This window comes from Chroococcidiopsis sp. CCNUC1 (assembly GCF_023546805.1).
Taxonomy (GTDB): domain Bacteria; phylum Cyanobacteriota; class Cyanobacteriia; order Cyanobacteriales; family Chroococcidiopsidaceae; genus Chroococcidiopsis; species Chroococcidiopsis thermalis.
The window spans coordinates 3,895,817-3,919,051 of the sequence record NZ_CP097480.1 but is presented as its reverse complement, the minus strand read 5'-3'; the positions used below and the strand labels follow the sequence as shown (position 1 = coordinate 3,919,051).

The following is a 23,235-nucleotide window of genomic DNA, read 5'->3' as shown; positions in this document are numbered from 1 at the left end:
TTTTTACTCGGTTATTGGTTATTAGTGACTAGTGACTGGTGACTAGAAAAAATCCAGCCACTAGTTCTACCGGCTACTATCCACTTACCGTCAACCAACAACTATCAACTATCAACCAACAACCCTTGCTACAAAACCTCAACCATTTTGATGTCATAGTCGTAGGAGCCGGAGCCGCTGGACTCTACACGGCACTGTGTCTACCAAGCCACTTTCGCGTCGGTTTAATTGCAAAAGAAACGATAAATCTGTCTGCAAGTGATTGGGCGCAGGGTGGAATTGCTGCGGCGATCGCGGCTGATGATTCTCCTCAGTTGCATGTAGAAGATACGCTACAAGCGGGGGCTGGGTTGTGCGATCGCGCATCTGTAGAGTTTCTGGCTCACAAAGCACCGGAATCCATTCAATCTTTGGTAGGCATGGGGGTTGCCTTTGACCGTCGCGATCGCGAATTAGCATTAACCATAGAGGCTGCTCACTCCCGTCGTCGCGTCCTCCACGCCGCCGATACTACTGGTCGCCAGGTCATTGCTACCCTGACAGCGCGGGTTCTCGAACGCCAGAACATTCAAGTTATTCCCCAAACCATAGTTTTAAGTCTGTGGCTTAACCCCCAAACTGGACACTGTGAAGGTATTAGTCTCTTTGATAGCAATCGCATTCTCTGGTTGCGCGCTCGTGCTGTCGTCCTAGCAACAGGTGGCGGAGGTCAAGTGTTTGCCCAGACAACCAACCCCAAATTGAGTACGGGTGATGGCGTGGCGATCGCTTGGCGGGCTGGAGCCATGCTGCGAGACTTAGAATTCGTCCAGTTTCACCCGACTGCTCTGACCAAACCTGGAGCAGACCGATTCTTAATCAGCGAAGCGGTACGCGGTGAAGGAGCGCATTTAATGGATGATACGGGTAAGCGCTTTGCTTTTGACTATCACCCAGCAGGAGAGCTAGCACCCAGAGACGTTGTTAGTCGTGCCATATACAGCCATTTGCAGCGTACCTCAGCCGATCCTGCTACTGCCTGCGTCTGGTTAGATTTGCGATCGATCCCAGAGGCAAAAATTCGTCAGCGGTTTCCCAATATCATTCAAGTGTGTCAGCACTGGGGCATCGATGTTTTTCAGGAGCCAATTCCAGTTGCTCCCGCCGCCCACTACTGGATGGGAGGAATTGCCGCAGATTTAACAAACCGCACTTCAATCCCTGGTTTGTATGCTGTCGGAGAAACAGCTAGTACGGGAGTTCACGGCGCGAATCGTTTAGCAAGTAATTCTTTGCTGGAGTGTGTCGTCTTTGGGGCGCAGATGGCTCTATTGAAAGATGAAGTAGAAGGGAGGAAGGATGAATACACCGGATCGGATTTTAGTCTTTACCCTTTGTCGTTTAGTTTGTCAGAGATTGATTGGCTGAGCCAGCAAACCACAATTGAAGCTATCCGTTACGAACTGCCGCGTTTGGTCTGGCAGAGTGCGGGTATCTGCCGCGAACAGCAAGGATTAGAGCGGGCGATCGCGCAGGTACAATTGTGGCAACAAGCATTTATTACTCTGCCCTTGAGTCAGTTTTTGCTTCAACTTCCGCCTGGACAACCAGCCCATATCAATGTTTCCGATCTTTCAGCCAATCTTCCGGCAAATTCTCTTGAGATAGAGCAGTCTTTGCGTCTGTGGAGCGAAACCCGCAATCTTCTTGATATTGCTTACTTAATTCTCAAAAGTGCTGCCTTTCGTACCGAAAGCCGAGGCGGACATTACCGCTTAGATTATCCTCATACCGATCCTCACTGGCAAGCTCATACTCTGATCCAGTACGAACAGTGGTGGAAATCCGAACCGACCGCAACTTAACAACCAATTTGCTTACCTCGTACCAGATCCGATTGTTCTACTAGGACTACCGATTGAGATTGGTGGTTGGTACTGACTGATTTGGGCGATCGCCGGAGGAGCATCCGAGAAACTAGTTACAAAATTGACTAAGGTATCAACACTGCCAGTAATCCAAAAAACAACCAATTGCAAGCCAAGTACGACTGTAACAATAGTATTCTTGAGGCTGTCGGACATGGCTGTTGCTGAACTACTACGCATTTAAATACCTCGTATTTTATCTGACTTCCTCAGTAGTATTACTAGTTTTTAATTTGGTTTATGTAATTTTTATACATTGATAAACAGAATGTAGAGACATCTCTTATAGTTACTACAATCACATCAGACAATTTACGGAACAGACATGATTTTATTCAGCCGCAAATTAAATTTCACTCTGTCTACAGATAGAAGAACTAGTCTCTCCAAAGAGAGAAGTAAAAATTGATGGTTCAAGTTAAGTTGTTAGAGCTAGAAAGCCCTTTCAGCTAAAGGTAACGTAGTTTTGCATCTATCTCACAGCAGAGATAAATAAAATGCTTGTTCTGTGGCAATTGAAGCTAATCCGTCTTTAGCAGGATTTACGTGTTGCGATCGTTAATACAAATTAGCTTTACAAATTAGTTTGACTAGAGATAGCAACCGCTATTTGATAGCAGTTTTTTCCTAGCTGCTTTGCTCGGTACATTGCAGTATCAGCCTGCTTAATCAGACTATCAATAGTATTGCAATGCAGGGGATAAACGCCAATTCCCACACTAGCTGTAATTGAAAGAGCTTGTTCGTTAAGCGCAAAAACCTCGGACAGAGTTGCCAAAATCTTATTTGCTACTTTTTCGGCAACGCTGACTTCTGGAATTGCAGGCAAGATAACGGTAAATTCGTCACCACCCAAACGAGAAACAATATCGCTGTGACGCAAACACCCAGATAGTCTTTGGGAAACAGCAACTAACAAGCGATCGCCCCAGTCATGTCCTAAAGTATCATTGACCTGTTTAAAGCCATCTAGATCGATATACAATAGTCCTACCAACAACTGATGGCTTTGCGCCCAAGCAATTGACTGGTTCAGATGTTCGAGGAATAGCTGTCGATTTGGTAAACCCGTCAGTGGATCGTGTAAAGCCAGATGGCGGAGTCTTTGTTCGGAAAGCTGTAGCTCGGTATTATATTGGACTAAATCCGCTGTCTGACGCTTCAGTTCCTCTTCCAACCGCTTGCGTGCCGTGATATCTCGGATGACACCCACGAGATATAGATTGCCAGCCGCATCTCGATGGAGCGATCGCTTCGTAGAAATTAAATGAGTCGTCCCGCTGGCATCGCTAAATTCTTCTTCGTGTTCCATAGTCATGTTACTACGAAAAACCAGATCGTCCTGCTGGCGAAAAACTTCTGCTTCTTGGGGAGAAAAAAAATCGACTTCCGACTTGTCAATTAATTCTGCTAACGGATAACCAATCAGGCGACAGTAAGCTTCATTCAATACGATCCAACGATACTTTTTATTCTTGACAAAAATCGGATCGGGAATCGTATCGATTAGCCCCTGCAAAAAATCTTTAGAGCGCTTGAACTCCTCTTGTAACTGAGCATTACAGGCAGTCATCAGACCGGATACAGCAAATAGCGCCAGTAAAGGTGGGATAACAGGCAGCCACCAACCTTGAAAAAAAGCAAGATAAGTAATACTAATTAAGCCTAAAACCGCCAGCAGCACGTAAATTGTGGAATAGACGATCTGCCAACGGCAACTGAGATTTGCTGCCACCACGATCCAAGCCACTATCCACGCACTTTCCCAAAAATCCGACCAGACGTGGATTAAGGGGCGTTCTCCTAAAGCTGCGCTGACAATTTGGCTAACAAAATTAGCATGTAGTTCTACTCCGGCAATCGGTTGAGCTGCTCCCCATAGGGGACTGGCGCTATCGGGAGTATAGAAAAAATCCTTTAAGCTAGGGGCAGTAGAACCGATAATGACAATGCGATCGCGAAATGTTTCTGCTGGTACTCGCTCAGCCAGTACGTCACTCATCGACACTCGGAGAAAATTCGTGCTGGGATGACGAAAGTTAGCGAGGATTTGATATCCACCAGCATCAGCACCGACATAACCGCCATCGTGAGGCTGAAAGCGGTGAAACACGGCTTGACCCAAATGCAACGCCTGAAAATTCTTATCGATTGATAGGGACGCGATCGCTTCTGCTTGCAGGTACGTTAAAGCTAATTTCAAATCGAAGCTTTCATGTAGTTTTGTAGGTGTAGACCAGTACAGCAACCCTCGCCTCACCCTACCATCAGCATCTAAGACAACATTGTTAAAACCAACGCGATCAAGTCGATCCAAAAAGGGCGATGGGGCGACTCTAGAGCGATCGCCCAGTTGTTCTATACCGATTAAATTGTCAACGATCGTCAAAGCTTGGCGCAATTCCTGCTGACCTGGAGGTACGGGCAAGTCGCGATAGATATCTAAACCTATAGCGCGAGGCTTGGCAACACTCACTTTTTGCAACAATTCGGCAACTACCCGATCTGGTAAGGGCCACTGCCCGACTTGCTGTAAATCTGCCTCATCGATCGCCACAATTGCAATCCTAGTGTCTTGCGCTTCCCAAGGACGCAGGCGAAAAAACCGATCTAAAGCCGCCCACTCCAAAGGCTGTAGTAAACCACTGAAGCGTAGCAACAAGCAAATAGCAGCGCTAAAAATTGTAATCCAAACTCGCTGTTTACGAGATAGCAAAGGAGGGTTAAGGAGTGAGGAGTGAGGGGTGAGTGGCTAAATTCTGAGTTTTGTTCTAGTGACTAGTCACGAGTCACTAGTCACTAATAACTAACTACTGAAATGCATTCGGAAAGTTCTTGAAATTCGTCTGTCCTTTATAGCCTGAAATTTCTGCTAATTCCTTCAAAGACTTCACACCTGCATATTGTTTACCGTTAATCTCCCAAGTGGGAAAACTTTGAATCTTGGCTGCTTCGCATTCGGGTGCTAGCTTCTTGGCTTTAGGGGGAGCGCACTCAATATGGTTGATATAACTGTAGGCTTCTTTGCCAAATAGTTGCTTTTGTTCGTGACAGTGGGGACACCACCAAGCGATGTATTCTTTAGCTCCAATCTCTTTGAGATGTTTTGCCAGTGCGATTTCTGATTCTCCAGAAGTCGTTGTAATCTGCCAACCAACTCCTGGGATGGGATCTCCCGCAGGCTCTAGCTGGACTTGTTGTGCAGTAGTAGTATCATTTGGTTTTTCTACGTCCGCATAAACGGCAAGCGTACCAACTAGCGTGACCATTCCTACTATCAATGCTGTAAATAATATTTGCCCTACGTCTTCCCAGGAGCGACCTAATAGTGTCAGGGTTAGCATACTAACCGAGAAGAGCGCCGAGGCAATACAGTACAAGCAAAAGGCGTTGATTTTAGCAAATAACACGTACATTAAGTAGCCGCTAAAAACGGACATGGCGATCGCCCCTGCTAATAGCAGCATCCACGTCACATTCTCCAACTGAGAGCGGAGTGCTTTATTTTGAGTTGGATTAACTGCTAGGGGAGTCAGGGCAAACACGACCATACTCGTATAAGCCAAACAACCGAATAAAGCCAAAGGTAAGCCAAATACAGTTGCCCAAGGACTTGAAAGGACATCCGCGCAGCTAGAACTCGCCTCAGCACCCGCGCTAGCGAGACATCCAGGCGTGCGTCCCATCAACTTTTCTATAGTTAAGTATGCCGTGACCAGCGCCCCCACTCCGGCGATCGCAGCGATCGCGGGGCGAGACCAGCGATGAATCCAAGGTGTAGAACGTCGGCGTATCATAAACAAATGACAAATGATAATTAATAAATGACAACTAATTATTAGCTTTGTCAATCATAACGGAACCTTTTTACGACCCTTGGGCAATATCACAACTCCGTTACATAGTAGGGAGCAGGGAGTAGGGAGCAGAGGGGCAGAGGGGCAGGTGGGCTTTGTGTGCAGGTGAGCTTCAGGTGCAACAACCAACAACCACCAATTACCCATTACCCATTACCCATTACCAAATCACCAATTCCAAATCACCAATTCCAAATCACCAATTCCGAATTCTCCCCACTCACCACTTATTCCCGACTCCCGTACGGGCGGGTTTAGAAACCCGCCCCTACCGACTCCCGACTCCCTTCAAACTAGCTACTTTTGTAAAACTACGACGTGCGGCTTCGACAAACTGGCTGACGCGAATCGGATCGACTGGCTGTTCCCGTCGTCCGTGACGTTTGAGAGAACTAGAAACAATCACTCCATCTGCGGCTGGCATTAAAGTAGAAATATTTTCCCAATCCGCACCACTGCCAATAAAAACTGGCGTGCCGTTGGCTGCTGCTGTCGCCAGTTCTAGGTCTTCTAAGTTGGGCGGGTTACCCGTTGCCCAACCAGACAGAATCACTGCGTCGGCTAGTCCCCGCTCGATCGTGTCTTGTACGGCATTGGTTAAATTGGTAGAACTGAGAGGACGAGCGTGCTTTACCAATACGTCCGCAAAGATTTTGACATCGCTACCAAGTTCTCGCCGATAGCGCAAAAGGCTGTGAGCTTGTCCTTCAATAATGCCTTGATCTGTTGCCATTACGCCTGTCAAGACGTTAACACGAATGAATTGTGCCTGCACGCAACTGGCGATCGCTAATCCACTATGAGCGTCATTTCGCAATACGTTCAGTCCGATCGGTAGAGTTACTAGCTGTTTGAGCCGCTGTACGATCAGTGTCATGGCGCTGACGACTGCTGGATCGACTCGCTCTTTAACAAACGGTGCGTCAAAAAAATTTTCGACAATAATTCCATCTACTCCACCAGAAGCTAAAGCTGTAGCTTCCTGTTCTGCCCTGTCAATGACAGTAGCTAAACTTCCACCCCAGCGAGCCGAGGTAGGCAGGGGTAATAAATGTACGACTCCAATGATAGGGCGATCGGTTTTAAATGTCTGATTCAGATCCACGTCTTTACAATACTTCGGACGCACTTATTTAGAAGTAGGCTAAGACAAATCATAACTTCTTTCAGTTATCAGTTATCAGTGGTTAGTGACTAGTGGCTAGTGATTTGAAGAATCTAGTCACTAGTCACTAACCACTAGTTACCGCATAATTTTTGTAAAATATTGTAAATTTTCATTCATTACGCTACTATATAGATTGCATAGGTTGAGCGATTGCATTGACCGCATCCGGTGAGCAGAGAGCCATAGGGGTGTAGCATCAAACGGATAAGCCGTTTTGGAAGCGATCGCTACAATAGAACGACTGAAAAACCCTGTCTCTACTTACACTTAAATTGATTTCATGGGCAAAAAGCCAACAATTGCATTTTCTCATCTAGGCTGCGAGAAAAATCGAATAGATACGGAACACACGATCGGACTCCTCGTTCAAGCTGGATACGAAGTCGATAACGACGAAGAACTAGCTGATTATGTTGTCGTCAATACTTGTAGCTTTATTCAAGCAGCGCGTCAAGAATCGGTTCGTACTATAGTCGAGCTAGCAGAAGCAAATAAAAAAATTGTCATTATGGGCTGCATGGCGCAGCACTTTCAGGAACAACTGCTAGAAGAGATCCCAGAAGCGGTAGCCGCGATCGGTACGGGAGACTATCACCAAATTGTAAACGTAATTGAGCGGGTAGAAAAGGGAGAAAAAGTAAAGCTTGTCTCGCCCGAACCAACATATATCGCTGACGAAACTACACCTCGCTATCGCACGACGACAGAAGGAGTTGCATACCTGCGGGTGGCAGAAGGATGCGATTACCGTTGCGCTTTTTGCATTATTCCTCACTTAAGGGGAAATCAAAGATCGCGCTCGATCGAATCGATTGTGGCAGAAGCAAAGCAACTCGCTGCTCAAGGGGTACAGGAAATTATCTTGATTTCCCAAATTACCACTAATTATGGTGTAGACTTGTACGGCGAACCAAAATTAGCGGAACTGTTAGTTGCTTTAGGTAAAGTCGATGTTCCTTGGATTCGGATGCATTATGCTTATCCAACAGGGTTGACACCGAAAGTCATCGAGGCAATTCGAGCCACGCCAAATGTCTTACCGTATTTAGACCTACCCTTACAACACTCCCATCCTGAAATTCTCCGTGCGATGAACCGCCCTTGGCAAGGTCGGGTCAATGACAGTATTATCGAACGGATTAAAACGGCAATCCCAGAGGCAGTTGTACGGACAACATTTATAGTAGGATTTCCTGGCGAGACAGACGCGCACTTCGAGCATCTGATGCAGTTTGTCGAACGCCACGAATTTGACCATGTGGGTGTGTTTACATTTTCTCCAGAAGAGGAAACTCCAGCTTACAGCCTGCCGAATCAAATTCCTCAAGAAATTATGGATGCAAGACGAGATGCTTTAATGGCACTCCAGCAACCGATTTCTTGGCAGAGAAATCAGGCGCAAGAAGGCAAAGTTGTGGATGTTTTAATCGAGCAAGAAAATCCTGAAACTGGAGAATATATCGGACGTTCAGCTCGGTTTTCACCAGAAGTAGATGGTTTAGTCTACGTCAAAGGTGTAGCTAGGTTAGGTTCAATCGTGCCAGTCAAAATTACCGAGGCTGAGCCATACGATCTCAAGGGTGAGGTTGTGAGTAGCTAATAGCGCATAGCTATCGATCGATAACAATCGATAACAAAAGTAGAAAAAACAGAGTAGTTTAGGAGCTTAAATGAATTTATCCTTTGAAAGCTTAGGTCTTTCAGAAAGCCGTATTCAACAATTAGAAAAAATTGGATTCACTACACCAACCAATATACAAGTACAGGCAATCCCCCAATTATTAGCAGGGCGCGATGTCGTTGGTAAATCTCAAACAGGTACGGGTAAAACAGCCGCATTTTCTTTGCCGATTCTAGAGCAAATCGACCATCAAAGTAAGGCAGTACAAGCGCTGATTCTCACTCCTACGAGGGAATTAGCAGTACAAGTCTGCCAAGCAATGAAAAGCTTTGTAGATCGAAATGAAAGCCGCATTCTAGCTATCTACGGCGGGCAATCAATTGAACGCCAAATTCAGCAGCTCAATCGCGGCGTACAAATTGTGGTTGGTACGCCAGGGCGAGTGATTGACTTGCTCGATCGCGGCAATCTTAAGCTAGATAAAGTGAAATTTGTCGTACTTGACGAAGCCGATGAAATGCTGAGCATGGGTTTCATTGATGATGTGGAAAAAATTCTTGCTTCCGCACCAAAAGAGCGACAAACAGCTTTGTTTTCGGCAACAATGCCAAGCGCAATTCAGATGTTAGTCGGGAAGTTTTTACACTCGCCCGTCACAGTTACGGTAGACCAGCCAAAAGCTGCTCCTACTAAAATTAGTCAAGTCGCTTACCTCGTACCGCGTCATTGGACAAAAGCAAGAGCATTGCAGCCAATTTTAGAATTGGAAGACCCAGAATCTGCAATCATATTTGTCAAAACTCGCAAAACAGCAGCAGATCTCACCAGTCAACTGCAAGCATCGGGTTATAGCGCCGACGAATATCACGGCGATTTAACCCAACAAGCACGGGAGCGCCTGCTATCGCGGTTCCGCAACAAGCAAGTACGGTGGGTGATTGCAACAGACATCGCCGCACGCGGTTTAGACGTAGATCATTTAACTCACGTTATTAACTACGATTTACCTGACAGCGTAGAAACTTACGTTCATCGGATCGGACGCACGGGTAGAGCCGGAAAAGAAGGCACGGCAATTTCCCTCATCCAACCGTTCGATCGCCGCAAACAGCAGCAGATCGAACGTCACGTTCGCCAAAGCTTGAAAGTTAGCTACGTCCCCACCAAAGCGCAAATCGAAGCGCGGCAAATTGAAAAACTGCAAGAACAACTGCGGGAAGTTCTCTCTGGGGAAAGATTAGCCTCCTTCTTGCCAATCGTGCGCGAACTGAGTGAAGAATACGACGCACACGCGATCGCCGCAGCCGCTTTACAAATGGCTTATGACAAAACCCGTCCAGCGTGGCTCGACTCCGCTGAAGACGACATAGCAGACGAAAAGCGCTCCACTCCCAAGCCTCGTTTAGCCAAACGCGATCGCAACGGAGAAAAAGAGTTTTCCAGCTCAGACAAGCGCTCAGTTGCTAAACCCAAACTGCGCACGGCACGAGAAAACTAGAGCATAGGGTTTTTAAAGATAAGAGAGACAAGGAGGACAAGGGAGACAAGGAGGACAAGGGAGAAATTCAATTCCATTATCCAAAATTTCCCAACCCCCGACTCCCGACTCCCTAATAAAGCCACGGACGAGTTACTTGCTCTAACTGAGTTATTTCTTCGTCCGTCATTTGCCAGCCGAGAGCGCCAGCGTTTTGCTGGACTTGGTTGGCATTTTTTGCACCCGCGATCGCAACTAGGTTACCTTGAGCAATTAACCAATTAAGGGCAACTTGAGCGGGGGTGCGTCCGTGGCGATCGCCAATTTTTTTCAAGATCGAAATCACTGGTTCGATTTTTTGCAAACCTTCTTTGCTAAAACGAGGATCGATCCGGCGTGCGCCTGTAGGCTTCTCGGCACTACTAGCCGTGTATTTTCCAGTTAGCAAGCCTTGTGCTAGAGGGCTGTAAGCCAAGATTGTTACGCCTAGCTGTCGTGCCGTGTCGAGAATGCCGTTCGTTTCAATTTGCCGCGTTAAAAGCGAGTAGCGGACTTGATTGCTAGCCAGCTTGACTCCACGGGCTGCCAAAATTTTGTATGCTTGCTGCATTTGTTCTGCGGAATAGTTGCTGACTCCTACTGCTTCGATTCTGCCCCGTTGCACTTCATCGGCAAGGGCATTCATCAGCGTTTCTTGACTCATGAAAAAGCTGAAAGGCCAGTGGACTTGGTAGAGGCTGACTCGCTCCAAACCCAGACGCTTGAGGCTTTCCGTCAGCGCATCAGAGACGGATTGAGCTGTAAACCGCCAAGGCGCGGGACCGAATTTCGTCGCAATCTGAATGGGGCGATCGCTTTGTTGGATGAATTGCCCCAAATACTTTTCCGATAATCCAAATCCGTAGACTTCTGCCGTATCAAAAAATGTCGTACCCGCATCTAGTGCGGCTTGGAAGGCTACCTGTAGCTGCTTGGCATCCTCCTCATCGCTGCCATAGTTCCAAAATAGTTTGTCGCCCCACGCCCACGTTCCAATGCATAAAGGACAAACAGCAGCGCCATCCTGACCTAATTTGATAGTTTCCAATTTTACCGTACCTATTTACACTTCTTTACACACTCTTAGTGTAGCGTTGCCGTCGCGATCGCAGTTCTGGCTAAGGTTTATCCTAAAGAAAGCAGAAAATGTATCGATAAATAGTTGTTTTTATAAAAAATATGGCGAAAAGTAGCTTGTCCGAACGAGAACAGTTACCTCCTAAAATTAATATCCTGACTATGTTCCGGTTAGGCTTATTTCAAATGGGACTGGGGATGATGTCCGTTCTCACTCTGGGAGTCCTCAATCGGATTGCGATTAAAGAATTGGCAATTCCGGCTACCCTAGCAGCAGGAACGATCGCCATGCATCAGTTTGTGGCTCCCTCGCGCCTGTGGTTCGGGCAAATGTCTGATGCCAAAAAGATGTGGAGCAATCACCGCACGGGTTACATTTGGATTGGTGCGGCATTATTTGCGATCGCTGCCTTTCTTGCAGTTCAAGTTATGTGGCAACTTGGCAGCAGTATATACAACCAAGGCTGGAGTTTCGTTACCTATGGTTGGATAGCGTTATTAGCGGGAATCTTTGCTTTGTACGGGTTGGCACTTAGTTCTAGTTCTACCCCATTTGCTGCTTTGCTCGTCGATGTTTCCGATGAAGACAACCGCTCTAAACTCGTAGGTGTTGTGTGGTCAATGCTCATGGTAGGAATTGTGATTGGGGCAATTATCAGCTCCAAACTTCTGCCCGCTGCCTCCACTTGTCAAGAGTCAGCTGTAGGAACAGTATCGCTTTACAGTCAACCCGCTCAACTTGCTATCCTACAAAGCTCGATTAACCGCTTATTTTTCATTTTGCCGGGAGTTGTCACTGGGTTAGCTCTACTATCAACGTTTGGTGTAGAAAAAAAGTATTCTCGCTACACTGCGCGATCGATAGTCGCAGATAGAGAAGACCAAATTACCATATCTAGGGCGCTGAAAGTCCTAACCGCCAGCCGTCAAACGGGTTTATTCTTCACCTTTCTCCTCGCCATGACACTCAGCTTATTTATGCAAGAAGCAGTGATGGAACCTTATGGCGGGGAAGTCTTCGGAATGTGCGTTGCGGAAACTACGAGGCTGAATGCTTTTTGGGGTACGGGTACGTTACTAGGAATTGGTAGCACGGGCTTTTTAATCGTGCCACGGATTGGCAAGCAAAAAACGACTCAAATCGGTTGTATCCTAGTTGCTCTGAGTGTAGGACTCGTCATTGCATCGGGTTTTACTGCTAATCGCCAAGTTTTGCAGGGAGCATTAGTCCTATTCGGCTTGGCTTCTGGCGTGACTACCACAGGTGCATTAAGTTTAATGCTAGACTTTACGGCAGCAGAAACAGCAGGGACATTTATTGGCGCGTGGGGGCTGGCGCAGGCATTAGCGCGGGCAACGGCAACAGTTAGTGGAGGGGCAATATTAGACGTAGGCAAACAGCTATTTTCAGCCCCAGTGCTAGCTTACGGTTTGGTATTTACCATTCAAGCGTTGTTAATGGTGTTAGCAATTTGGTTACTCAGTCGCGTAGATATAGTCGAATTTCGCAGCAACGCCAAAAAAGCGATCGCTTCAGTATTTGAAAACGAATTGGATTGATAAATGGGTAATGGGTAATGGGTAATGGGTAATTGGTAATTGGTAATTGGTAGTTGCTTTCTTGTCCCCCTTTGCCCCCTTGTCCCCACACCCTACACCCTACACCCTACACCCCACACCCCACACCCTCATTCATGACTGATTTCTGGACGACGATTCTCGATTTTGCCGCTACCACCTCCCAGAGGGTAGGGGCGCAACTGATGCAGGATTTCGGGCAGGTACAAGCCTCTCAGAAAGCTGATGGTAGCCTCGTTACCCAAGCAGATAAATGGGCAGATCGAGAAATTCAAGATGCGATCGCCTCCAACTTCAACGGCTATGGTATTTTGAGCGAAGAAGGAGAGACAATTTTTCCTGATGCTGAATGGTGCTGGGTTATCGATCCGCTTGACGGAACGACAAACTTTACGCGGGGACTGCCCATCTGGGGTATTTCTTTAGGACTGCTGTACCGAGGTACGCCTGTTTTTGGCTACGTCCACTTACCACCGCTAGGACAAAGTTTTCACGGCTTTTGGGCAGGAGATTCGGGGCTAGCAACACCTACAGGGGCATTTCTCAACCATCATCCGATCCATGCTAGTACCGATGTGGTTAGCAAAAATCACTTTTTCAATCTCTGTTCCCGCAGCACTGCTGTCATGCAATCTGGCTTTCCCTGCAAAATTAGGATGCTGGGGGTTGCCAGTTACAACTTTCTCACCGTTGCTGCGGGTGCTGTACTGGGTGGGGTAGAAGCGACACCGAAAATTTGGGATTTAGCAGGGGCTTGGGTAATTTTACATGCAGCTGGAGGAACTTGGGTAGAGCTGCGATCGCAATCTATTTTTCCTTTATTACCTGGGAACGATTACAGCAATATCTCTTTCCCCTCTCTTGTCGTCAGTCGTCGCGAACTGATTTCAGTATTTCAACCCTTCTTAGAATCTTTAAAATAGCAGCACTAATTAACTACAGACAACTTGAAATCTTTAAAAAAACACTCCGTCAAACTACGGATGAAGCGCTAAGATGTACCAGAAGCCGTACATTACTTAACATATGCACGTTCATCCGTCTGCCAGCAACTCAACTATACGTAGTCTGCGCCAATTCTTAGTTAAAAGTGCGCCCTACATTGTTATTGCTAGCATTCTTCTTGTAGTTATTGCCACTCTTTTCCCTTTCAATTTCTCTAGGGATGAAGGTGGCTCTCTGAGATATTTTTTTAGCAATTTCAAACATTCTAGTCATTTGGGCGATAAGATTAAGAATATATTTTTATTTATTCCATTTGGCTTTAGTCTAACCTGTTTTTTGCAGGTCAGAAAGTTCAGTTTATTATTAAAACTAGTTTCAGTTATATTTCTTAGTTTTATTCTATCTTTCGTTGTAGAAACGCTCCAAATTTTCTTGCCTTCTAGAGAAACCTCACCTGCCGATCTCTTCACTAATAGCTTAGGTGGATTTATCGGGTTTTTATGTTTTTATATCTGGAAATTTAAATTTGTTAGTTATATTTTAACTTTAATTGAAAAGAACAAAAATCGGTTTAGTTTTCCTATAGTAGCAATTGCTTTTTTAGGTTATTTAGCTACATCTATCCTGTTTACAGTTCCGTTACAATCCGCAAATAACTTAAGTACTTGGGATTTAAATTATCCTCTCATATTAGGCAACGAACGTACAGGCGAACGTCCTTGGGAAGGATTTATTTCAGAAGTCGCTTTTGCAGATAAAGCATTCTCTTCAGCAGAAATAGAGCGCGTGTTTGCCAGCCAAAACTGGTGGAATAATGTAGATACACCTTTGATAGGAAACTATCAGTTAGACAGACAAAATTACAGCGATCGCGCGGGAAACTTGCCCGATTTGAGCTGGCGAGGGCAACTACCAGAAATAACAGACGATCGAGGAGTCTTTCTAAGCGATCGCCATTGGCTGCAAACAGATACTCCTGTGAATCGACTCAATCAAAGATTACAAGAAACCTCTAAGTTTACAATAATAACAACAATTGCAACTGCTAAGTTTCAACAAAAAGGACCAGCTCGAATTATTTCTATTTCAGATAGTAATGGTAGGCGCAATTTTACTTTAGGACAACAAGGCAATAATTTAAACCTGCGACTGCGAACACCGATCAACGGTGTTAATGCTCAGTATTTAGACACAAACGTGCATAACGTTTTTACAGATAAACAGTTTCACAAGCTAGTTATAACATATGCTAATTCAGGGTTGCATGTCTATGTAGATAACTTACAAAACCGATACAATATTAACCTTCTAGAAGTATTACCAAAAGAAGATCGAATTCTTTACTATGGCTTGATATTCATTCCTTTAGGAGCGCTATTAGCAATTGTTATTACACTAGCAAAACAACAATTCATCCGTTATACATTGTTTTATGCTGGTATTTTATTGCCAACTCTGATTGTAGAAACAATCTTAGCAATGAGTAGTGGTAGAAGCTTTGAAATAGCAAATATTTTACTTGGTATGCTGATGACAGCCTCTACAACCTTAATTTTGAAGTTGCAAATTCCTTTTTGGTTGAGAAATAAAGTCTTAAATTTTGCTAATCATAAAACCTAAATTAGCACCGTATAATTCAGTTTGATTCAGATAAGACGATCCCCCAACCCCCCTTAAAAAGGGAGGCTAGCCGAGATAGTACAATTTAATCTTACTGCCAAATATAATCTGCTATCGGCTGGTTGGAATTAGTAGCAGGATCTTGAGGAAGACTTAACAACACAGAAACCTGTGAGAATTGCGGAGGCATTCTTCTAGCTACGCGGCTAAGAATACCATAACCATAAATAATATGTCCTTGCCCAGCAATCACGGCAACTTGATGCTTAGGATTAGCTTTGACAAACTTAGCAACTTCTGCTGCCATAGTCTCATCCCATAAAACCTGTGCTAAAAAAAAGCGATCGAACCCGCTACTATTACCTCGATTGGAATGTTGATGCTGTGCAAAAGTTTTAGCTAACATCTGACGGTAAGCAGCATTATCAGTCCGAATTTCTGAAGCAGGAGGAATAATTTTTCGCTGTTGAGGTGTGAGACTATCTAAACCTGCTTTTGCAACTTGACGAGTAATTTCAGAAGGCGTGTTCACAGCTAAAACTGACAATTGTTTCTCTTTCGCAAATCTGAGTATAGGCGCATAAGACTCCCAAGAATATCCCCATCTTTGCTCGTATTCAGTTTGTTCTAGCAAGTCTTTTTCAGTCAAATTACCAGCTAAATAGCTATCGATCGCATCTTGATATGGTATTTGAAACATCTCCATCGCGATCGCAACTTGAGGATTTCTTTTTTGTAACTCTTGAATTATTTTTAACTGAATTTTGCGATCTCGGTCGCGATCGTGAGTTTCTCCCAAATACAGCACACGTGCTTTTGCTAATTCTTGTAAAGCCCTTGACTGAGTAATCGTAACGTCCTCTATACTACAACTTTGATTCTGAATAGAGACATTTACCTTAGAGAAGTCTGGTACAATAATTTGTGGACGACAATTGTTGACTGTTTTTTGAGCATTTACAGACCAATTGCAAATCAAAAAAATACTTAACACGCAAATTAATAAATAAATCGAACTTCGCCATTTCCACTTTTTGATTAACTGCTGCATCTTCTTCTTTGAGCTATTTATAAAACATGCAAACAACCTTTTGCGGTCTTTCTTAGCGTCTTCGTGTCTACTCTACGAGAAGCCGCTGCGCGTCTATGCGTGACATTAAAATAAATCTCAGCTTTTATCAACTAGCTATCAAAATGAAAGGACTCTGGCTCGAAAACAACCAATTACAACTGCGTACAGATATCCCCACTCCCGAACCTTCCCCAGGAGAAGCCTTAGTGCGCGTCCTACGAGCGGGTATTTGTAACACCGACTTAGAACTGATCCGGGGTTACTATCCTTACACGGGTATTCTAGGTCATGAATTTGTTGGCGTAGTCGAACAAGGACCCACTCATCTAGTTAACCAAAGGGTAGTAGGAGAAATCAATGCTACCTGCGGTCAATGTCGGTTCTGTCGCAACGGACAGCCAACCCACTGCGAAAACCGCACCGTATTGGGAATCGTCAACCGTGATGGAGCCTTTGCCGACTATCTAACTTTACCAACCACAAACCTACATCCCGTACCAGACAACGTTTCTACGGAAGCTGCTACATTTACCGAACCTATCGCCGCAGCATTAGAAATTCAGCAGCAGGTGCAAATTCAGGCAGCAGATCGCGTGTTAGTAGTGGGAGATGGTAAGTTAGGGCAGCTAGTCGCCCAAACCTTAGCTTTAACTGGTTGCGATTTATTAGCTGTAGGCAGACATCAGGAAAAACTGGCTAACTTAGAAGCAAGAGGGATTAAAACAGGCTTAGCTGAAACCGTAACCGACAGATCTTTCGATCTTTCCGTCGAGTGTACGGGCAATCCAGCAGGATTTGCGATCGCCCGTCGTGCGTTGCGTCCTCGCGGTACGCTAGTACTCAAAAGCACCTATGCAGGTAACTTGAGTTTTGACGCTTCCGCTTTGGTTGTAGACGAAATTACCCTCATCGGTTCCCGTTGCGGACCTTTCCCCGCTGCCCTAAATTTACTCGCCACTCAAAAAGTAGACGTTCAACCGCTAATTCACGCTCGTTATCCGCTGAGTCAAGGACTAGCCGCCTTTGAACGCGCTCAAACACGCGGTGTGATGAAGGTCTTATTAGAAATGGATCGAGATTGAGCTAATTTAGTACAGCAAGGGATTGGTTTTCGCTTGGTAATCCATGCAAGTAATTGCTGCCTCGGTATTAGCAATCGTAGGTTGTACCGTACATTTCAGTCGATAATCTCCTGTAAAAAATTGACAATTCGTACAGGGAATTTGGTGCAATTTTTGACTGGTAGCTACACTGTCTCGCACGGCGCTATAGAGACTCCAAACGATGAGAGCTACAATTGCCCAAGCACTAACAAAGCAAACCGGAACTAAAATTGGTTGGATAGCCTGAATGACAAAATAGATGAATTGCAACACAAAAACTCCAAAAAGCAAAAAACTGAGAACGTAAGTACGAGTATTTGTCTGTTTGATGACTTGTAGAAAATTCTACAAAAAACAGCTTGAATTCACACTCCTCCCTATGTTGGGTTTATATAGAAATTAAGTAGCTTTTGACACAAAGCTGTCAGTTATCAAGCAGCAGGGAGCAGTGACCAGTGACCAGTGACCAATGACCAACTTAACGTAAAACTACTGAGACATTAGGCATGACTTCACAAATAAAATAAATTCCTCAGTAAAAATGCGCTTGGAGCGATCGCAATAAAGAGGATACCTTGTGTCCAGTTGCGTTCCTTTATACCAACGATAGTCACTTTAGGGGATTGCCTGGGAAACGGGAACGATTGTTTCTCCTTTCCCCTTTCCCTTTAATTGCTGACTTGCTCTTTCTATGAAAAACTTAGGCTCTCCTGGTAGGTATGAGACGAGCCGCGCTACCTAGAACGACATCCCCTGATACATTAATAGCAGACACCAGTAGAGCCAATACTAAACTATGTCTCATGGCGAACATCCCGAGCATTTACATCTTTTAGAGGCGGGATGGGATGGCTTTCATTTCATCTATGAGTTAGAACCCGCTGATGAAATGCCTGCGAGCTACATGAGTCAGCATCTCGTGATTATTGCTTTAGACAATTTTCGGGCAAGCTTCGATTTCAATGGCAGCTGGCAACATATAGATTACACTCAAGGCGATATTGGCATTTTTCCAGCCAGCCAATTGTTCCCCAGAACGCAAGTGGATCGCGAAGTCCCTATTTTAGATCTATTTCTCGCTCCTGCCACTCTATACCGTGCTGTTGATGAATCTATCGAGGAAAATTGTATCGAACTCATACCCCAGTTGCAATTACGCGATCCGTTGATTCAGCAGATAGGGTTAGCGTTGAAAGCTGAGTTAGCGGTAGGAGGTGCGGAGAGTCGGTTATATGCAGAATCGATGGTGACGGCGCTTTCGGCTCACTTGTTACGCCGCTATACTTCTCGCCAGCAGACAATTAGAGATTATCGAGGTGGATTACCCAAGTATAAGCAAGACCGGGCGATCGCCTACATTCACGAAAATTTAGATCGCAACATCACTTTGACAGAACTCAGTAATGTCGTTAACATGAGTCCCCATTATTTTGCGACTTTATTCAAACAATCTACCGGACAATCGCCGCATCAATACATTACGAAATGCCGGATTGAGACAGCAAAGCATTTACTCGCCAAGCAGGAACTCACAATCGTAGAAATCTCTCAGCAAGTAGGTTTTCAAAATCAAAGTCACTTCACGAGAATATTTCGCCAACACGTCAAGACTACGCCAAAAATTTATCGAGACAAGCAGAGATAAGTCAAAAGTTAAAAGTTAAAAGTTAAAAGTTAAAAAGCTTTTTACATCAATTCTGTTTTGCTTTTTCTGTTTTTCTTTGCAATAAACTCAGCATTGTAGTCCCCCTTTTTAAGGGGGGTTGGGGGATCTTCTAGCAGCGTAGTCAGAAAGAATTAGTATTACGGGAAAAGTTTTTGGAAGAATAGAACATTTTTCGGAACAACAGACAAGACAGTACCTAAAGGCGATCGCTAAATTAACTACCAATTGGTATCCTCAGTTGGAGTCGTAAACTATGACAGATACTAAACTCCCATTACAAAAATGGGGTATTGTCGGTTGGTCGGCGCTGGTAGTTGGTACGATGGTTGCTACCATCTGGCTGATCGATGGATTAGACGAACAAGGGATGCGGATGGCAATTAGAGCCACTGCTCGTACTTCTTGCCTTCTGTTTCTCTGCGCGTTTGTCGCTTCGGCACTGCATCGAATGCGATCTACTCCTCTTTCAGTCTGGCTGCTGAAAAATCGGCGTTATTTTGGGGTATCAATGGCAGTTTCTCATACCTATCACGCGATCGCAATTTTTGGCTTATGGTATGTCACTGCTGGAACTGCGCCTAAGTTTGAGTCTTTCACAGCGCTCGCCATACTAGGCTATGTCTTTCTAATTGCCATGACGATAACATCTTTCGATCGCCCAGCTGCTTTGTTGGGACAGAGAAGATGGAAAGTTTTACATACTACAGGGATGCACTTTTTCTGGCTGGCTTTTACGGTTGAATTCAGCTTCAAAATTGCCAATTCACCACTGATTTATTCACCCTTTGTTGTCTTGTTAATCGGGGTTATGGTGCTGCGTTTAGTGACTCCTAGAAGGCAAAGAAAGTTAGCTAGCTAATGTTTAGCCTTCTTCTGCCAATCTGAAGAACAACCAGGCTAATGGCTTTATCTCGGTGGCACTGCCAATGGATGATGGGATCGAAATATTCTGTCAAACTGTAAATATACTTCATGTCTCAACTGCAACGAATCGTCATCGCTCCCGCACAACTGCAACAGCAGCAAATTGCCCTCACATCGCAGCAACAGCATTATCTCACGCGAGTCTTGCGGCTGCGGCAGGGCGATCGCTTTATTGCGATGGATGGCAAAGGTCAATGGTGGCTAGCGGTAATAGCAGAGACAACAGCACAAATTTTAGAACAAATGCAGGTGCAAACTGAGTTACCTGTAGAGATAACTCTGATGGTGGCGCTACCCAAAGGGAATGGATTTGATGAAGTGGTACGCGCTTGTACTGAATTAGGAGTCAATTGTTTTGCTCCAGTAACCAGCGATCGCACTTTACTCCATCCCAGCCCGCAAAAACTAGACCGTTGGCGGCGAATTGCAATTGAGGCGGCGGAACAATCGGAACGCCAAATCGTACCGACGATTTTAGATCCCGTCCCGTTTAGTACGGGATTGTTGTCGGTGACAGGCGATCGCAAGTATATCTGTGTGGCGCGGGGAAATTCGCCTCATTTATTTACAAGTTTGCAATCGATCCCCCTAGCCCCCTTCAAAAGGGGGGTTGCAGGATTCTCTCCCCGCTTTATCAGGGGAATTAGACAGTTCTCACCCCCCTTTACAAGAAAATTCTAGCCCTCCTTCGCAAGGCAACTCTAGCCCCCTTTACAAGGGGGTTGGGGGATCTATCGTCATTGCCACAGGTGCAGAAGGCGGTTGGACGACAAACGAAGTCGAAAATGCGATCGCGGCAGGATTTCAACCCGTCTCCTTGGGTAAACGGATCTTACGCGCAGTTACCGCTCCCATCGTCGCTGTATCGCAAATATCTGCGATTATAGAAATGAGTAGGAACTCTGAAAACCCTGCATAAAAGTCATTTCTTCAGAGCTTGTACCCTAAATTTTGACTTTTAACTTTTGACTTTTGACTTTCTTACGAATTCTCTTTCTCACCGCGATCGCGAATATATTCTGCCAAGAAAGCAACGCACCCAGAAATAATAATTAGGATGACGCTCAAGGCATTAATATCGGGTTTGACTCCCGTGCGAATGCGACTAAAAATTTCCATCGGTAAAGTATTGATGCCGCTTCCAGCCGTAAAACTAGAGATGAGAAAATCATCTAGACTCAAAACGAAAGCCAGCAAACAACCAGCAACAATTCCAGGCATTAACTGCGGTAACAAAACCTTGACAAAAGCTTGCAATGGTGTAGCACCGAGATCGAGTGCGGCTTCTTCTAGGTGGGGATCTAACTTTGCTAGTCGCGCTGTCACCACAATTCCCACGTAGGCAAGGCAAAAGACAATATGAGCGGCTACAATCGTCCACAAGCTTAATGGAATGGCAAACGTAGCCAGAAAGACGAGAGTAGCTACGGCGATCGCAATATCGGGAACAATCATTGGTAAGTATGAAATACCGCGATAGATCGTCTTCCCAGGAAATCGATATCGTCCTAACCCCACTGCCATCAGGGTTCCCAAAACAGCCGAAATGATGACAGCACATACAGCCACAACCAAACTATTTTGTAGTGCTGTCAGGATGCGACTATCTTGAAGCAACTGTTGATACCATTTGAGTGTGAACCCTTGCCAGCCAGCACTGTAGGGAGAAGTATTGAAACTATAGAAAGCAAGAACGAAGATCGGCAGGTACATGAATAAATACATCAGTACCGAAAACGTGGTTTGCCAGGTAAAATCACGAGCTTTAGTTTTGGGATGTTTCACGCAGATACTCTTCTCCCGTCAGATAACTTAGTATAAACAGGCAAAAGGTAGAAAAGCTCGAATCTTTACTTGTCATCACTGCTGCTTAATATACAATTAATCGCATTTTGCAACTTATCTCTGAATGCTTGAGCTTCTTGATATGCTGCAACTCTCTCGCGACGAGAGGTACGATCTTTGAGGTCTACTCGATATACAGGTTGGATAAAGTAACGCAAACGCGATCGCATTGCCCATACTCCCATAGAAGGAAATAATGCGAACAACGGCATTAAAGGCGATAGAGGTAAGAAAGGTAAGCCGAATATCTTACCAATGTGTTGCAAATTCAAATTAATGGCAAATGGATGTAAAAGTTCATTGCCAAGACAAACAACTGGCAGAATTGGGATTTGGTGGCGATCGCTCAAACGAATAAAACTCGGATCGAAACTTGCCAATTGATACCTTTGCTGCCAGCCTTTACTAGGTCCCCGCAGTCCTTCAGGTGCGTATAATAATACAGTTTTTTGGGCGATCGCTGTCTCAAATTCCTCTTTTTCTGCCCTCACGCCGCCTAAAACTTGCGACCATCCAGGGGGTAACCACCAAATCATCCAAGGATGATCGAATAAAGAAACTCCGGCTAATGGTTTAACGTTCCATTCCCGTGCCGTACCTAGTAGATAAGCTAGTACGATAAAATCCCACGGAAAAGACATTCCGGCGTGGTTCATCGCCACAATCATCGATTCTGTTTCCGGCAAGTTTTCGATTTGCCTCAGTTCGCCGCGGTAGTAATATTTGGCAATTGGCGCTAAGACTTCATCGCGAAAAGCCTGTTGATAGTTGCGATCGAATTGCACCGCTTGTTGACGCGGAAATCGACAACCCAAGCGCAACCACCGCAGTAACAAGGCGATGTAAAATCCACCTGGGAGTAGAAATAATCCATACTCTAACCAATTCCAACCATCAGGATCGGCGTGATAGTGTTGCCAGTGACGGTTAAATAGGATCAGCCAGCCGGGAGGATACCAAAGGCAAAACCGATCGAACCAGGTAAACTTATAGCCACTCACGCTTTTGTTACTGCCAAAAACCACCCTACCTCATCCTAAATCATTCCCACATTACAACCTGATAGCTGTCTGTGCGTCTATGCTGCTTGCGGGGAATTTTTATCTTTCTTATATCGCGTACGCACCTAGAGCTTAAAATTACTAATTCACATCTATTTTTTTCTACGGATTCAATAGTATTTTCGTAGAGATTGTGAGCCAGTTGAGCTACCGCGACAACATACACTAAGTCGTAAAACAGTTCCATCCATGTCACACGACGTTGTTCTGCTTCCATTTCGTCACCGATTCTTAACTGGGGTTGCCACCTACTTTTCATGAGCAAGTCGTAAGTC

18 protein-coding genes and 2 pseudogenes are annotated in these 23,235 nt (G+C 45.1%); 10 read left to right on the top strand and 10 right to left on the bottom strand.

Annotation, left to right across the window (positions count from 1 at the left end; all coding sequences use genetic code 11):
• Positions 1–125 precede the first annotated feature (125 nt).
• The gene (gene nadB, locus M5J74_RS18245; RefSeq protein WP_041462515.1) at positions 126–1,844 is read left to right on the top strand and encodes an L-aspartate oxidase; all 1,719 of its coding nucleotides are present in this window, start codon (positions 126–128) and stop codon (positions 1,842–1,844) included.
• A 12-nt stretch (positions 1,845–1,856) separates the two neighbouring features.
• Here the strand turns inward: nadB and M5J74_RS18240 are convergent, their stop codons facing one another.
• The 4 genes from M5J74_RS18240 to btpA all read right to left on the bottom strand — a co-directional run bounded on the left by M5J74_RS18240 (position 1,857) and on the right by btpA (position 6,869).
• Positions 1,857–2,087, bottom strand: coding sequence for a hypothetical protein (locus M5J74_RS18240; RefSeq protein WP_015155499.1), 231 nt, complete (start codon positions 2,085–2,087; stop codon positions 1,857–1,859).
• Between the two features lie 394 nt (positions 2,088–2,481).
• Positions 2,482–4,623, bottom strand: coding sequence for a CHASE2 domain-containing protein (locus M5J74_RS18235; RefSeq protein ID WP_250012682.1), 2,142 nt, complete (start codon positions 4,621–4,623; stop codon positions 2,482–2,484).
• A 94-nt stretch (positions 4,624–4,717) separates the two neighbouring features.
• Positions 4,718–5,704, bottom strand: coding sequence for a vitamin K epoxide reductase family protein (locus tag M5J74_RS18230; RefSeq protein ID WP_015155497.1), 987 nt, complete (start codon positions 5,702–5,704; stop codon positions 4,718–4,720).
• A 328-nt stretch (positions 5,705–6,032) separates the two neighbouring features.
• Positions 6,033–6,869, bottom strand: a complete 837-nt coding sequence (gene btpA / locus M5J74_RS18225; RefSeq protein ID WP_106217441.1) for a photosystem I biogenesis protein BtpA — start codon at positions 6,867–6,869, stop codon at positions 6,033–6,035.
• 343 nt (positions 6,870–7,212) lie between these two features.
• On the opposite strand from btpA, the gene rimO reads away from it, so the two are divergent.
• A complete protein-coding gene (gene rimO, locus M5J74_RS18220) occupies positions 7,213–8,532 on the top strand; it encodes a 30S ribosomal protein S12 methylthiotransferase RimO (RefSeq protein WP_015155495.1) in 1,320 nt (439 codons plus the stop codon).
• A gap of 70 nt (positions 8,533–8,602) precedes the next feature.
• A complete protein-coding gene (locus M5J74_RS18215) occupies positions 8,603–10,051 on the top strand; it encodes a DEAD/DEAH box helicase (protein ID WP_015155494.1) in 1,449 nt (482 codons plus the stop codon).
• Between the two features lie 112 nt (positions 10,052–10,163).
• Here M5J74_RS18215 and M5J74_RS18210 read toward each other — a convergent pair whose 3' ends face one another.
• Positions 10,164–11,117, bottom strand: a complete 954-nt coding sequence (locus tag M5J74_RS18210) for an aldo/keto reductase (protein ID WP_127022748.1) — start codon at positions 11,115–11,117, stop codon at positions 10,164–10,166.
• A 131-nt stretch (positions 11,118–11,248) separates the two neighbouring features.
• Between M5J74_RS18210 and M5J74_RS18205 the strand changes: the two genes are divergently transcribed.
• The 3 genes from M5J74_RS18205 to M5J74_RS18195 all read left to right on the top strand — a co-directional run bounded on the left by M5J74_RS18205 (position 11,249) and on the right by M5J74_RS18195 (position 15,289).
• Positions 11,249–12,706, top strand: coding sequence for a BCD family MFS transporter (locus tag M5J74_RS18205; RefSeq protein ID WP_250012681.1), 1,458 nt, complete (start codon positions 11,249–11,251; stop codon positions 12,704–12,706).
• 134 nt (positions 12,707–12,840) lie between these two features.
• The gene (locus M5J74_RS18200; protein ID WP_250012680.1) at positions 12,841–13,647 is read left to right on the top strand and encodes an inositol monophosphatase family protein; all 807 of its coding nucleotides are present in this window, start codon (positions 12,841–12,843) and stop codon (positions 13,645–13,647) included.
• Positions 13,648–13,750: 103 nt separating this feature from the next.
• The gene (locus M5J74_RS18195) at positions 13,751–15,289 is read left to right on the top strand and encodes a VanZ family protein (protein WP_250012679.1); all 1,539 of its coding nucleotides are present in this window, start codon (positions 13,751–13,753) and stop codon (positions 15,287–15,289) included.
• 91 nt (positions 15,290–15,380) lie between these two features.
• Here the strand turns inward: M5J74_RS18195 and M5J74_RS18190 are convergent, their stop codons facing one another.
• Entirely contained in the window at positions 15,381–16,340 is a 960-nt protein-coding gene (locus M5J74_RS18190; protein ID WP_250012678.1) for a ChaN family lipoprotein, read from the bottom strand.
• A 143-nt stretch (positions 16,341–16,483) separates the two neighbouring features.
• On the opposite strand from M5J74_RS18190, the gene M5J74_RS18185 reads away from it, so the two are divergent.
• Complete coding sequence (locus tag M5J74_RS18185) at positions 16,484–17,443, top strand: alcohol dehydrogenase catalytic domain-containing protein (RefSeq protein WP_106169325.1); 960 nt, start codon at positions 16,484–16,486, stop codon at positions 17,441–17,443.
• Between the two features lie 6 nt (positions 17,444–17,449).
• Here the strand turns inward: M5J74_RS18185 and M5J74_RS18180 are convergent, their stop codons facing one another.
• On the bottom strand, positions 17,450–17,737 hold the full coding sequence (locus tag M5J74_RS18180) for a hypothetical protein (RefSeq protein ID WP_015155487.1): 288 nt from the start codon (positions 17,735–17,737) through the stop codon (positions 17,450–17,452).
• Positions 17,738–18,260: 523 nt separating this feature from the next.
• Here M5J74_RS18180 and M5J74_RS18175 point away from each other — a divergent pair.
• The 3 genes and pseudogenes from M5J74_RS18175 to M5J74_RS18165 all read left to right on the top strand — a co-directional run bounded on the left by M5J74_RS18175 (position 18,261) and on the right by M5J74_RS18165 (position 20,973).
• A complete protein-coding gene (locus M5J74_RS18175) occupies positions 18,261–19,109 on the top strand; it encodes an AraC family transcriptional regulator (RefSeq protein ID WP_250012677.1) in 849 nt (282 codons plus the stop codon).
• 274 nt (positions 19,110–19,383) lie between these two features.
• Positions 19,384–19,989, top strand: coding sequence for a hypothetical protein (locus M5J74_RS18170; RefSeq protein ID WP_015155485.1), 606 nt, complete (start codon positions 19,384–19,386; stop codon positions 19,987–19,989).
• 113 nt (positions 19,990–20,102) lie between these two features.
• Positions 20,103–20,973: pseudogene (locus tag M5J74_RS18165) on the top strand (16S rRNA (uracil(1498)-N(3))-methyltransferase).
• A gap of 62 nt (positions 20,974–21,035) precedes the next feature.
• Here the strand turns inward: M5J74_RS18165 and M5J74_RS18160 are convergent.
• The 3 genes and pseudogenes from M5J74_RS18160 to M5J74_RS33510 all read right to left on the bottom strand — a co-directional run.
• The gene (locus M5J74_RS18160) at positions 21,036–21,779 is read right to left on the bottom strand and encodes an ABC transporter permease (RefSeq protein WP_181246443.1); all 744 of its coding nucleotides are present in this window, start codon (positions 21,777–21,779) and stop codon (positions 21,036–21,038) included.
• Positions 21,780–21,904: 125 nt separating this feature from the next.
• Positions 21,905–22,924 (bottom strand): 1-acyl-sn-glycerol-3-phosphate acyltransferase, encoded by a 1,020-nt coding sequence (locus M5J74_RS18155; protein WP_015155481.1) that lies wholly within the window; start codon positions 22,922–22,924, stop codon positions 21,905–21,907.
• A 154-nt stretch (positions 22,925–23,078) separates the two neighbouring features.
• Positions 23,079–23,219 (bottom strand): annotated as a pseudogene (locus M5J74_RS33510) (low temperature requirement protein A); the annotation flags it as partial.
• Between the last annotated feature and the right edge of the window lie 16 nt (positions 23,220–23,235).

Excerpts from the sequence above, each read along its gene's own strand:
- M5J74_RS18160 (WP_181246443.1), bottom strand. The coding sequence starts at position 21,779 with ATGTATTTATTCATGTACCTGCCGATCTTCGTTCTTGCTTTCTATAGT.
- rimO (WP_015155495.1), top strand. The coding sequence starts at position 7,213 with ATGGGCAAAAAGCCAACAATTGCATTTTCTCATCTAGGCTGCGAGAAA.
- M5J74_RS18240 (WP_015155499.1), bottom strand. The coding sequence starts at position 2,087 with ATGCGTAGTAGTTCAGCAACAGCCATGTCCGACAGCCTCAAGAATACT.
- M5J74_RS18230 (WP_015155497.1), bottom strand. The coding sequence starts at position 5,704 with ATGATACGCCGACGTTCTACACCTTGGATTCATCGCTGGTCTCGCCCC.
- M5J74_RS18195 (WP_250012679.1), top strand. The coding sequence starts at position 13,751 with ATGCACGTTCATCCGTCTGCCAGCAACTCAACTATACGTAGTCTGCGC.
- M5J74_RS18215 (WP_015155494.1), top strand. The coding sequence starts at position 8,603 with ATGAATTTATCCTTTGAAAGCTTAGGTCTTTCAGAAAGCCGTATTCAA.
- M5J74_RS18190 (WP_250012678.1), bottom strand. The coding sequence starts at position 16,340 with ATGCAGCAGTTAATCAAAAAGTGGAAATGGCGAAGTTCGATTTATTTA.
- M5J74_RS18185 (WP_106169325.1), top strand. The coding sequence starts at position 16,484 with ATGAAAGGACTCTGGCTCGAAAACAACCAATTACAACTGCGTACAGAT.
- M5J74_RS18200 (WP_250012680.1), top strand. The coding sequence starts at position 12,841 with ATGACTGATTTCTGGACGACGATTCTCGATTTTGCCGCTACCACCTCC.
- M5J74_RS18205 (WP_250012681.1), top strand. The coding sequence starts at position 11,249 with ATGGCGAAAAGTAGCTTGTCCGAACGAGAACAGTTACCTCCTAAAATT.
- M5J74_RS18175 (WP_250012677.1), top strand. The coding sequence starts at position 18,261 with ATGTCTCATGGCGAACATCCCGAGCATTTACATCTTTTAGAGGCGGGA.
- M5J74_RS18170 (WP_015155485.1), top strand. The coding sequence starts at position 19,384 with ATGACAGATACTAAACTCCCATTACAAAAATGGGGTATTGTCGGTTGG.